We start from the raw sequence: 11813 nt of genomic DNA on the forward strand, positions 1-11813 counted from the left end.
AGATGTTGTGATCTCTTAGATGAAGAGGTTTATATTGGCTTCTTCTGCGCGTTCGAGATAAGTGGCGACACCTCCTAAAGTGACATTATCCATTAATTCTTCTTTTTTCACACCCATGACGTCCATACTCATAGTGCAGGCGATCATTTCGATTCCGTTTTCTGCAGCTTGTGCAATCAGACTTTCCAGGCTATCGATATGTTTCTTCTTCATGATCAGACGCATCATCCAGCTTCCGGCTCCTCCCATATTCATTTTTGACAGTTTCAGTTTACTGCTATGCGATGGGAGCATCCAACCGAACATTTTACCGAACAGGTCTTTCGATACTGACGGCTTCTGGCGTTTCTTGATAACATTCAATCCCCAGAAAGTAAAGAACATGGTTACTTTCTTGCCGGTTGAGGCTGCTCCATTTGCAATAACGAATGAAGCTAAAGCTTTGTCGAGGTCGTCACTGAAAACGATAAGAGTTTTGTTGTCGGCACCGCCCAGAACTTTACAACTACTTTTCGGTTCTCCTTTTTCGATGGTGGCGTGAATTACTCCTGATTTGTTTTCTACTCCAACCAATTGCGCTCCGGTCATATTACACCAGGCAGCAACATCTTTTCCAAATCCTTGATCTGTGGCCGTTATCAGGAGCCGGTCGCCAGTGTTTATTTCGGCATAATGCTTTTTTAATTGCAGAACCGGACCGGGGCATTGCAGTCCGCAGGCATCAATCCGAACTGTCTGTTTTTCGGATACTTGCGAAGGAGTCGGTCGTGATACTTTTGGGGTTTCTATTGTTTTTTGTGTACCGTTTTCCATAACAGATATTGGTTTTGCAGAAGCTACGCTCCATGTTTTATAACCTCCGGAAAGATTTTTTACATTCTTGAAACCATGTTGTGTCAGGATACGATAAGCCAGATAACCTCGTAATCCGACAGCACAACTTACTACGATCGATTTATCTTTCGGCAATTCCGATAAGCGGGTACGGAGTTCGTCCACCGGAATATTGATGGCATTAGGTAGTGTTCCCAGGCTGTATTCATCGGCTGTACGGACATCCAGTAACAATGTATCTTTCTGTAATCCGGCAATATCACGCCAGTGTACTATTTCGACCTTTTGAGTCAGGATATTTTCAGCTACATAACCAGCCATGTTAACCGGATCTTTGGCTGAAGAGTAGGGGGGAGCATAAGCATGTTCTAGCGTCGCCAGGTCGTAAACCGTACCTTTACGTTGGATCACTTGTGCAAACATTTCAATTCGTTTGTCCACTCCGTCGAATCCGACGATTTGTGCACCTAGTAACTGACCGTTTTCCGGTGAAAATAATATTTTAACAGACATCGGTACTGCTCCCGGATAATAGCCGGCGTGTGATGCCGAATGAGTATAAGAGGACTGGTAAGTAATCCCTTCGCGTTTCAGTAACTTGGCGTTAGCCCCAGCCGCTGCAACGGTAAGGTCAAAAACTTTGGCAATAGAAGTTCCCATCGTACCCGGATATGTCTCGCGATTTCCATATACAATATTATTAGCTACGATGCGTCCTTGTTTGTTTGCCGGGCCTGCGAGTGGGATTAAAGCAGGTTTGCCTGTAACCAGATGACGAACTTCTACGGCATCGCCTAAAGCGTAGATGTCAGGATCGGAAGTTTGCATGTAATCGTTTATAGCAATACCTCCTAATGTACCGAGAGACAATCCTGCTTCTTTGGCCAGTCTGGTTTCCGGACGTACGCCTATACTAAGAATAACGAGATCAGTCGTAATCTGTTTGCCGCTACGTAGGTGAACTATTATCCCTTCAGGTGTTTCTTCAAAACGTGAGACGCCATCTTCCAGCCGCAGATCGACTTGCTTGTCTGTTAATTGCTGATGTACAATGGCTGCCATAGAATAGTCCAACGGAGCCATGACCTGGTTTGCCATTTCAACGACAGCTACCTGAATGCCTAGTTGGTGCAGGTTTTCTGCCATTTCAAGTCCAATAAATCCACCTCCGACAACTACGGCGTGCCGGGGATTGCTTCTGCTGACATATTTCTTGATTGTATCAGTGTCCGGGACATTACGTAAAGTGAATATCTTATCGCTATTGATTCCTTCAATGCCGGGACGAAGAGGTTCTGCTCCGGGAGAAAGGATCAGTTTATCATAGTTTTCGCTATAGGTACGAGCAGTGTTGATATCTGTTATCTCAACTGTTTTTTCTTTCGGATGAATAGCTGTCACCTCTTGTTCGGTACGAATATCTATATTAAAACGGGCTGTAAATCCCTGAGCTGTCTGTACGAACAGTTTATCGCGTTCGGCGATTGTCCCACCTATATAATAAGGTAATCCACAATTGGCATAAGAGACATACTTTCCTCTTTCGAACAGGATTATTTCTGCATTTTCATCGATTCTGCGTAAACGGGCTGCTACGGTAGCTCCACCGGCAACTCCTCCGACTATTAAGTATTTCATGTTATGGATATATTATTTTGATTACACATATTTGCTATTAGAAAATATATTGATAAAAAAAGGTTTTACCCTTTTTCCATGCATTGCTGCAATTTACCGAACAAACCGTCGAAACGTAGTTCGGCATTCATCATCTGTTGTACTTTCTCTTTACCTTTCGGAGTGAGGGAGAAAAACATCTGCCGTTTATCCTCTTTGCTGATTGCCCGGTGGATAAAACCTTTATTTTCGACAGAAGTGATTACCTTCGATACCCGTGAATTCGATAAACCTATATAATCACAGATCGTCCCTGCTGATTTTGCTTGGTTGTCCTTCAGGCAACAGAGTAACATCGCTTCATTGATCGTGATCTCGTGTACCTCTGAAAAAGCCTTTTCAAACTGATACAATGTTTTGTATATGTCTTTGATTACACAGATTGCTTCCATGTTGTATTTTTATTGATGGTGCAAATATAGACAATATTTTTAATATTTATATTGTTTAGTGGAAAATATTTTATTCTTCCTATAAACAGGCTGTTAAGAACAAATGTTTTTCATTTGTTGTTTAATAAAGAAAATAAGAAGAATAATTTGTAACAGATAAATTGGATGAATATGGAAAAGTTATTTCAAAAAGGAGTTGTGGTCGATCTGAGTAGTTGGGTTGATTATTCTGAAGGAGGGGTAGTCAGTAAACAAATCGTAAAAAGTGCAGCAGGCAATATCACTTTGTTTTCTTTTGATAAAGGCGAAGGATTGAGTGAGCATACTGCTCCTTTTGATGCCCTGGTCCAGATACTGGAAGGTGAGATGGAAATAGTAGTCGATGGAAATCATTCCAAGATGAAAGCTGGGGAGTCATTGGTGCTTCCTGCGAATGTACCCCATGCATTAACTGCAGTACAACGGTTTAAAATGCTTTTGACCATGATCAAAGGATAAATAAAAAAAGAGACAAGGTTTTTTGATAGCCTTGTCTCTTTTTTCTTTATTCTATCTATATTAGTCTCTGTTAGAGAAATATTTCATGAACTGTGAACGTTCATACATAGCCGGATTCGGTATGTTAGCGTAATTCAGTTTGCCTTGGAATTGTGCCAGGCTTTGATAGTGTGCCTGATGCATCCATTCTTCCACACAAGTAAGTACCTGTGAGATGATTTCACCGCCATGCGTATACAATGCGCTACACATCTGTACGGCAGACGCTCCGGCTAACAGACATTTGATAACGTCTTCCCAATCATGTATACCGGTAGATGAAGCAATACTTATTCCTGGTACTTTTCCTGAAACAATGGCTGTCCAACGGATCGTATCACTCAGGTCGGAGTGGTTACTGAATACATTGCCAGATACTATTTGCATATTGTTAATGTCGATATCCGGTTGGTAAAAACGGTTGAACATCACTACACCATCCGCTCCGTTTACCTTTAATGTGTTGACCAATGCCGGAATATTTCCTACATTCTTTCCGATCTTTATAATAACAGGTATTGAAACTGTTTCTTTTACTTTCCTGATGATATTTACGTAGAGGTCGCGTATTTCATCCTGATTATATTCCAGGCTTGTTTCGAGGAAATAAACATTCAATTCCAGTGCATCGGCTCCGGCCAGTTCTATTTGACGGGCAAAGTCGATCCATACATCAGATTTGTAACAGTTGATGCTGGCAATAATAGGAATGGTACACTGTTCTTTAGTCTTTTTGATCAGCTCCAGATAATTGTTTACCTGGTTTGCTTTTACATAACCGCGGATATAATCGGCTGCTTCCGGATAATCAGAATCCTGCATGAGCGAATCGCTCTGCATTTCGATCTGTTCTTCAAAAAGAGATTTGAGAACGATTGCTCCGGCACCGGCCTTTTCAAATTCCTTGTTCCGTTCAGGGTTATTTGTCAGACCTGAACTTCCAACGATTAAAGGATTACGAAGTGTTAGTCCCGCGTATTGGGTTTTAATGTCAATCATGTCAGATTCAATTTTAATGTGTTAGTACTCGCGTTCGCCGAAAATACTGGTTCCAACCCGTATCATGGTGCTACCTTGGCTGATGGCGATCGGATAATCGTGACTCATCCCCATAGATAACACTGCAAAATTATCATTTCCTTTGAAATATATAGATTTTAAATCACTGAAAAGTTTATGCAAGGTGTGAAATTCCTGTTCGATGAGTGTTGTGTCATCTGTATAGGTCGCCATTCCCATCAATCCGCATATTTGAATGTTCCTGAGTTCTGCGAGTTGTTCGTTCTGCAGAAGTTCGCGGCATTCGTCAGGAGTCAGTCCGTGTTTGGTATCTTCCTGTGCGACGTGTATTTCCAGTAATACACGGATCATCCGGCTGTTTTTCACAGCCTGTTTATTCACTTCCTGCAATAATTTAAGGGAGTCGATGCTATGGATCGTATGGATGAACGGCGCAATATCTTTCACTTTATTACTTTGCAGCGGTCCGATGAAATGCCATTCGATATCACCCGGTAGTACTTTCTGTTTTGCCGTCAGCTCCTGTGCCCTGCTTTCGCCGAAAACACGCTGGCCTGCATTGTAGGCTTCCTTCAATGCTTCTGCCGGATGAAACTTAGACACGGCTACCAGCGTGACATTTGCCGGTAACGATGCCTTGAGTTGTACTATATTCTGGGAGATACTCATGCTTCCTGTGCTTTGTCTTCAGCTTGCTTTTTCTGTTCGGCGATCAGTTCTTCTCCTGATTTGGGTGTTTTATCATCGTTGACGGAGAAAGGAAAAACATCCATCAACATAGTTTCTGTAACCGAAGCGATCGTATAATCGGCCATTGTTCCCTTCATACCTTCTTCCAGTACGGAGATAGCTTCCTTCAGCGTACAAGCCTGTGCAAGCATCTGTGCTGCTGTTTTCTTTTCTGCACCGCTTTTTTCGTCGAGTGTGATAAAATATACTTTAATCTTATAGAAACGGTCGCCGTTTTCATTAAAGAACAATTCGGAAAGGCGGGCACGTTTAATGTCTGTAACAGTAAATTCGCCGGAGATGAACGGACGGATTTCTTCGATGATACGGGCTTCTGCCTCGGTAAAAGAGAGGGCATCGACCAGGTAAGGTTCTGTTACTTTCTTTTGCATTCCATTCTCCAGTACTTTTTCAAAGGAGACTTTACATTCAAACCAACTGTGCATATTGTTTTCGTTTTTATTGTCTGTACTCGTGTTTAAAATACAGTACAAATATAGGTGCAATTCGGGAATAATACAACTGCAATGAATTTCTTTATTTTTTCGGAACATTTCATAGAGAGGGCTTGTTTATATGATGTAGTGTGTTTTTCATGGTATTAGATTTTTAGATTAGTAATGAGGTTGTTCATCCGGTCCGCGAGGATAGGATGAGATATCTGAAATAAAAAAGCCGGAAAAGAGATATCATATACTTTTTTCCGGCCTTTTGTTTTACTTTATATCTCAGAATTCGTCATTCGCGTAAAGACTGAGCAGGTTTTTTGTCTCATAATTAAATAATTCATCCTCGCTGAAGAATCTTTTTAATTCAATGGCTGCTGTTTCCTGTGAGTCGGAGGCGTGTACGATATTTTCCTGTACACTCATGCTGTAATCTCCCCGGATGGTACCGGGTGCTGCATTCCTGCCATTAGTGGCTCCGGCCAGCGTACGTACAACATTTACTGCATCGACCCCTTTCCAACAACAAACAATGACAGGACATACGGCCATTGCATCTTTAACCCTTTGGAAAAAAGATCTTTCTTTTAAATGAGCATAATGCTCACTTAAAATCTCGTCTGTCAGCCATGTCATTTTCATACCTTCGAGGATCAGGCCCTTCTTTTCAAAACGGGCAATAATTTCACCGATCAAACCTCGTTGAATGGTGCATGGTTTCAATATTACAAGTGTTCTTTCCATACTGATTTTTTTTATAAGGTTCTACGAATATTCCACTTTGCGCTAATTGTCCCAAAGATAGTATATTTATTTACTATTAGTTAATTTATTGTATAATAATGTGTAAAAGTAAGGTGGGAAAATGAAGTTTTCCCTATACACCAATAATTCATTACTAAAGTAAAATTCCAAAGTCTTTGTCCTTTTTATTACTTGCTGCGCTATGGATTCATCTCTTTTGTTTTTAACTCGGACTCTTGTGTCCATTATTGTTTATTCTTTGAATTCTTTCTCTTGGTGTAATTTTTACAACCTCAGATTTTTTTCCAAAAAACCATCTATCTTATCCGAAGAGAGTCTGCATATTTGCCTTAAATGCAAAAATCATTTGAAATTAATTTTCTGCCGATCTATAATTGTATCTAATTGTCTTATAATGAGAGTGTAATTGCGGTCAAAATATCCCTTAAGAACACAAACATTATTAATATTAGAAACTTTCGCACAGGTATTCCCCGTATATTTAGAACAAACAACTATAAATAAACAATTTAGCTTAGGATTCATTCACCGGGATTGCATTGTTTAACAATTTAGACATATATTCTTCGGGTGACAAAAAACTTAATATTTCTATAATTAGTCCAATTCCGGATTCATCCTCATGAAATCTCTCAGAGTTTGCCTGTTTACACCTAGCTTTTTACTGATGTACAGCCTGGTTTTCTTTTCCTCCAGGAGTTTGCGTATCTGACTTTCTTTACCGGATAATTTGTATTGTTCTGATTTTCCCCCTTTAGGACGTCCCAGTTTGGTGCCTTCTTTCTTTTTTCTGGCTAATGCCTCTTTGGTACGTTGTGAAATCAGGTTGCGTTCTATCTCGGCACTCAGGCTGAAAGCGAATGCCAGGATTTTGCTGTTGATGTTGTTTCCCAACTCATAGCGCTCTTTTACCGTCAGCACGAAAATGTCTCTTTCCATACATTGATGAAGGAAGCTCATCACCTGCATCAGGTTACGCCCTAAACGCGATAACTCAGTTGTGACCAGCATGTCCCCCTTGCGGATTTGCTTAATTAACCGGCCAAGCTGCCGTTCTGCAACATCTGTTGTTCCACTGATTGTTTCTTCTACCCAGCGATCAATACGCATGCTTTTGGCTTTTGCGAACTTTTCAATTTCAAATCGCTGATTTTCAGTACTTTGTTTGTCTGTACTGACTCTTACATAACCGTATATCATACAATTGAATATTAAATGAATAACTAAAGATACGTTAGAATACGAAAAGACAGGGGGTGATTAGTAAAAACCAACGTTTTTTATCGTCAACTGGATATGTAAGTTGTTTTTCTCTACAAATATGAATATAATAATTTAAACCAATATCATCTTGAATGGTAAAATTAAATTAAAATTTAACTTCGATGTGATCGAAATGCTAGGAAAAACTACTTTTGTGCTAAAGATTTGATTAATTAGACGGAAATGACTTCATTGTTTTCCGACACATATATAAATATGAAGAAATTATTATCGTTACCTCCTAATTTGGTGAACTGTTTCCACAAAATAACGAAAGTGGATGCTGATGAGTGGTTTTGTACTTCTGATCCGGTGGGTGCCCGGTTAGGTTCCGGTGGTGGGACAACCTGGCTGGTCGAGGCATGCCGGCAAAAGGAAGCACCGGAAATGTCTGTAAAAGAATGGTTGGCTAAAGAAAAAAGAATATTGTTGCATGCCGGAGGACAAAGCCGGCGTTTGCCCGGATATGCTCCGTCGGGAAAGATTTTAACACCGATACCTGTATTCCGGTGGGCGAGAGGACAGAAATTATCACAAAATCTACTGTCCCTGCAACTTCCGCTGTATGAAGAGATCATGCAGAAGGCACCCGCTTCGCTTCATACATTGATTGCAAGCGGAGATGTATATATCCGAAACAGCGAACCGTTACAGGATATTCCGGAAGTGGATGTTGTCTGTTACGGATTATGGGTCGATCCCGCTCTGGCAACCAATCATGGCGTGTTTGTTTCAAACAGGCAGACACCGGATAAATTAGACTTTATGCTCCAAAAGCCATCTTTGACTGAACTGGGACAGTTGGCTCAGACACATCTTTTTCTGATGGATATAGGAGTGTGGTTGCTTAGTGACCGGGCGATGGAGTTGCTGATGGGGCACTCATATGCAGGTGAGGAAAAAAAGATGAAGTCATATGATCTGTATTCTGAGTTCGGACTGGCATTGGGAGATCATCCCCGTATCGTTGATGATGAACTGAACCAGTTGAGCGTAGCTATTCTTCCTTTGGAAGGAGGGGAGTTTTATCATTATGGGACGAGCCGCGAACTGATTTCTTCGACGTTAGCTGTGCAGAATCTGGTTCGCGACCAACGCGCTATCATGCACCGGAAGGTGAAACCTCACCCGGCCATGTTTGTGCAGAATGCTTCTATCGATCTTCCGTTGACTGCCGGAAACTCGGAGTTATGGATAGAGAACAGTTATATAGGCAAGAACTGGAAACTGGATAACCGACATATTATAACCGGTGTACCCGAAAATAACTGGAAACTGAATCTCCCGTCCGGTGTTTGTATCGATGTGGTACCTGTCGGTGAACAGGATTGGGTTGGACGTCCTTATGGTTTTAATGATCTGTTCAAGGGGGCATCTACTGATGAGAAGACTCTCTTTATGGGAGTGCCTGTTACCAAGTGGGCAGAAGATAGAGGCATCACATTGGAAACATTCGATGATTTGCAGAATGCTGCATTGTTCCCCGTTTGTAAAGATATAGAAGAATTAGGACTGGTTATACGCTGGATGGTTTCTGAAGCAGAACTGGAAAGCGGCAGGGAGATATGGAAATCGTCTGAAAAAATGTCGGCGAATGAATTATCCGATCGTGCTAATCTGAGTCGGTTGTTTACTCAGCGTGAGAAATTCCGTTATACGAATTGGCCTATGTTGGCTGCCAATCATGAAAAAAGTGTCTTTTATCAGTTGGACCTGGCCGATGCAGCCCGAGAGTTTGCCGGAGGAGGCCTTGATTTACCAGCAGCACTTTCGGAAGAAATGCCTTTGATGAAGCAGATACATAACCGGATGTTCCGGGCACGTGTGTTGCAATTGGAAGGGAAACCGTATGAGGAAGAACAACAGGAAGCTTTCTCTTTGTTACGGAAAGGACTGATAGGATCTGTCTCTGGTGAAAAGCAATCTCCTTATTTGAATGTATACCACGATCAGATTGTATGGGGGCGCAGTCCGGTTCGTATCGACTTGGCCGGAGGCTGGACCGATACACCTCCTTACTGTATGTATGCCGGAGGAAATGTCGTTAATGTAGCCATTGAGTTGAACGGTCAACCGCCTTTGCAGGTCTATGTAAAACCTTCGAAAGAATATAAGATCATCCTGCGTTCTATTGACCTGGGAGCGATGGAGGTTGTTTCGACCTGGGATGAATTACGGGATTATAAGAAGATCGGTTCTCCTTTTTCTATTCCTAAAGCAGCATTGGCTCTCGCCGGTTTTGTTCCGGAATTTTCTGCAGCACATTATTCTTCGTTGGAAGATCAGCTGAAGAACTTCGGTTGTGGCCTGGAGGTTACTTTGTTGGCCGCTATTCCGGCAGGTTCCGGACTTGGTACCAGTTCCATCCTGGCAGCAACAGTGCTTGGAGCTATTTCTGATTTCTGTGGTCTGGCATGGGACAAAAGTAAAATAGGATATCGTACATTGATTTTAGAACAACTGCTTACAACGGGCGGAGGCTGGCAAGATCAGTATGGCGGCGTATTGCATGGTTTGAAACTGCTACAGACAGGAGAAGGTTTCAATCAGAATCCTTCTGTGCGTTGGTTGCCGGAATATTTATTTACCGATCCGCAGTACCGGGCTTGTCACTTATTATATTATACAGGTATTACCCGTACGGCAAAAAATATTCTGGCAGAGATCGTGCAGGGAATGTTCCTGAACAGTACAACCCATCTTCGTTTGCTTTCAGAAATGAAAACGCATGCTTTGGATATGTTCGAAGCAATTCAATGCGGTAATTTTGAGACTTACGGTAAGCTTATCGCAAAGACATGGGAACAGAAAAAGGCGCTCGATTCCGGAACGAATCCTCCGGCTGTCGAAGCATTGATCACCCAGATAAAAGACTATGCATTAGGCTGTAAACTGCCCGGAGCCGGAGGCGGAGGCTATTTGTATATTGTGGCTAAAGATCCTGAAGCCGCTTTGCTGATACGTAAAAAGCTGACAGCCTCTCCTCATAATCCGAATGCCCGTTTTGTAGAGATGAGTCTTTCGGACAAGGGTTTGCAGATCAGCCGGTCATAAAGCCGACGGATATTTGCCGGTCAAAATAACTGTTTATCTTTGACCAGCAAATATCCGGTTAATCCGGCGATCGTCATAAAAACAAAACCGATAAGGATCAGCACTTTTTTAGGAGCTGAAGCTTTAAGGGGAACTGTTGCCGGTTCTATGATCGTATAGACCGGTGTTTGTTCCTGAACCCGTAATTTATCTTGCTCGAGTTTTTGTGCTAACGTATTGTATACATTAAATGTGAGTGTCATCTCATTCTTCAAACGTTCCTGTTCTGTCCGGGAACTGGCGGAGATGATTTGCTTATTCCCGTCTTCAAAAGCGGCATAGGCTTGCTGGGCTTTGTAGTAGGCCTCTTGTGCTTCTTTCAATACCTTATTGGTAAACTCCAGGTCTTGTTTGGCTTTTTGAGTCCGGTAATTGGTAATGTAACTTTGTAACATATCGATGACCTTCCTTGTCACGGACGCCGAAATTACCGGGTCCTGCATCTCAACGGAAACAGTTACTACCTGTGTTTTTTTATCGATATAAACCGATATTCGGTTTTGTAACTCTTTGATAATTGCTTTTTGTTGTTTTGTCAGAAAAAAAGGATCGATCTTTCCCGGGTTTTCTTCTTGTCCGTTGAAAAGCTCTGCCAGATACGATACACCTGCTAAAGGTGCTTTTAGCAGATAGCTCCACCAGGCTTCCCGTTGATGTTCATTCATATAATCGAACAAAGTCGTAGACAATGTCTTTTTCTTATTGATAACTTCTTCGGGGAATAATTCCAGTAAAAAAGGTGTGCTGTGAACAACATCCGGATATAGATCCGGCGAGATCGCATCCTGGCTATTCCCACTATTCAAGTCAATTCCTGCCATGGCAGCTAGTCCGCCAAGATTACCCATTTTGTTCGATATATTGTTCGTCTCGGGCATTAATTTGACCGTTGTCGTATATTCTTTAGGTATACTGAAGGCAACGATGAGTCCGGCAACGATCGCTATGCCACAACATTTCAGGAATAATTTCCGTTTGGACCATAAATATTTAGTTAAAGCGATAAAGTCTATATCTCGTTCGTCTTCCGGAGTTTTATTATCGGTTATATTCATAG

Annotated in this window: 10 protein-coding genes; 2 read left to right on the forward strand and 8 right to left on the reverse strand. The window is 41.8% G+C overall.

Features of this window, described 5'->3' with window-relative positions:
• Positions 1 to 15: 15 nt before the first annotated feature.
• Together IEY67_RS19125 and IEY67_RS19130 are read right to left on the reverse strand one after the other, a co-directional pair.
• A complete protein-coding gene (locus tag IEY67_RS19125) occupies positions 16 to 2472 on the reverse strand; it encodes a CoA-disulfide reductase (RefSeq protein WP_183670762.1) in 2457 nt (818 codons plus the stop codon).
• 65 nt (positions 2473 to 2537) lie between these two features.
• A complete protein-coding gene (locus tag IEY67_RS19130) occupies positions 2538 to 2903 on the reverse strand; it encodes a MarR family winged helix-turn-helix transcriptional regulator (protein ID WP_122352995.1) in 366 nt (121 codons plus the stop codon).
• Between the two features lie 171 nt (positions 2904 to 3074).
• Between IEY67_RS19130 and IEY67_RS19135 the strand changes: the two genes are divergently transcribed.
• Positions 3075 to 3401: a cupin domain-containing protein gene (locus tag IEY67_RS19135; protein ID WP_122353108.1), complete on the forward strand. Its 327-nt coding sequence runs from the start codon at positions 3075 to 3077 to the stop codon at positions 3399 to 3401.
• 60 nt (positions 3402 to 3461) lie between these two features.
• Here the strand turns inward: IEY67_RS19135 and IEY67_RS19140 are convergent, their stop codons facing one another.
• The 5 genes from IEY67_RS19140 to IEY67_RS19160 all read right to left on the reverse strand — a co-directional run bounded on the left by IEY67_RS19140 (position 3462) and on the right by IEY67_RS19160 (position 7600).
• A complete protein-coding gene (locus IEY67_RS19140; protein WP_122352996.1) occupies positions 3462 to 4439 on the reverse strand; it encodes a dihydroorotate dehydrogenase-like protein in 978 nt (325 codons plus the stop codon).
• Between the two features lie 21 nt (positions 4440 to 4460).
• The gene (locus IEY67_RS19145) at positions 4461 to 5129 is read right to left on the reverse strand and encodes a YggS family pyridoxal phosphate-dependent enzyme (protein ID WP_183670760.1); all 669 of its coding nucleotides are present in this window, start codon (positions 5127 to 5129) and stop codon (positions 4461 to 4463) included.
• Positions 5126 to 5635, reverse strand: a complete 510-nt coding sequence (locus IEY67_RS19150; RefSeq protein WP_122353109.1) for a DUF4494 domain-containing protein — start codon at positions 5633 to 5635, stop codon at positions 5126 to 5128. The genes IEY67_RS19145 and IEY67_RS19150 overlap by 4 nt, the downstream gene beginning before the upstream one ends.
• Positions 5636 to 5917: 282 nt before the next feature.
• Positions 5918 to 6379 (reverse strand): nucleoside-diphosphate kinase, encoded by a 462-nt coding sequence (gene ndk, locus IEY67_RS19155; RefSeq protein WP_122352998.1) that lies wholly within the window; start codon positions 6377 to 6379, stop codon positions 5918 to 5920.
• A gap of 618 nt (positions 6380 to 6997) precedes the next feature.
• Positions 6998 to 7600 (reverse strand): master DNA invertase Mpi family serine-type recombinase, encoded by a 603-nt coding sequence (locus IEY67_RS19160; protein WP_122353001.1) that lies wholly within the window; start codon positions 7598 to 7600, stop codon positions 6998 to 7000.
• Between the two features lie 279 nt (positions 7601 to 7879).
• Here IEY67_RS19160 and IEY67_RS19165 point away from each other — a divergent pair, with 279 nt between their 5' ends.
• Positions 7880 to 10717, forward strand: coding sequence for a bifunctional fucokinase/fucose-1-phosphate guanylyltransferase (locus tag IEY67_RS19165; protein WP_183670758.1), 2838 nt, complete (start codon positions 7880 to 7882; stop codon positions 10715 to 10717).
• A gap of 20 nt (positions 10718 to 10737) precedes the next feature.
• Here the strand turns inward: IEY67_RS19165 and IEY67_RS19170 are convergent, their stop codons facing one another.
• Positions 10738 to 11811 (reverse strand): Wzz/FepE/Etk N-terminal domain-containing protein, encoded by a 1074-nt coding sequence (locus IEY67_RS19170; protein WP_183670756.1) that lies wholly within the window; start codon positions 11809 to 11811, stop codon positions 10738 to 10740.
• Positions 11812 to 11813: the final 2 nt, after the last annotated feature.

The sequence above is a fragment of the Parabacteroides faecis genome (assembly GCF_014647375.1).
Classification (GTDB): domain Bacteria; phylum Bacteroidota; class Bacteroidia; order Bacteroidales; family Tannerellaceae; genus Parabacteroides; species Parabacteroides faecis.

Bases quoted from the DNA above. Each gene is read 5' to 3' on its own strand.
- IEY67_RS19125 (WP_183670762.1), bottom strand. From the start codon at position 2,472: ATGAAATACTTAATAGTCGGAGGAGTTGCCGGTGGAGCTACCGTAGCA.
- IEY67_RS19130 (WP_122352995.1), bottom strand. From the start codon at position 2,903: ATGGAAGCAATCTGTGTAATCAAAGACATATACAAAACATTGTATCAG.
- IEY67_RS19135 (WP_122353108.1), top strand. From the start codon at position 3,075: ATGGAAAAGTTATTTCAAAAAGGAGTTGTGGTCGATCTGAGTAGTTGG.
- IEY67_RS19140 (WP_122352996.1), bottom strand. From the start codon at position 4,439: ATGATTGACATTAAAACCCAATACGCGGGACTAACACTTCGTAATCCT.
- IEY67_RS19145 (WP_183670760.1), bottom strand. From the start codon at position 5,129: ATGAGTATCTCCCAGAATATAGTACAACTCAAGGCATCGTTACCGGCA.
- IEY67_RS19150 (WP_122353109.1), bottom strand. From the start codon at position 5,635: ATGCACAGTTGGTTTGAATGTAAAGTCTCCTTTGAAAAAGTACTGGAG.
- ndk (WP_122352998.1), bottom strand. From the start codon at position 6,379: ATGGAAAGAACACTTGTAATATTGAAACCATGCACCATTCAACGAGGT.
- IEY67_RS19160 (WP_122353001.1), bottom strand. From the start codon at position 7,600: ATGATATACGGTTATGTAAGAGTCAGTACAGACAAACAAAGTACTGAA.
- IEY67_RS19165 (WP_183670758.1), top strand. From the start codon at position 7,880: ATGAAGAAATTATTATCGTTACCTCCTAATTTGGTGAACTGTTTCCAC.
- IEY67_RS19170 (WP_183670756.1), bottom strand. From the start codon at position 11,811: ATGAATATAACCGATAATAAAACTCCGGAAGACGAACGAGATATAGAC.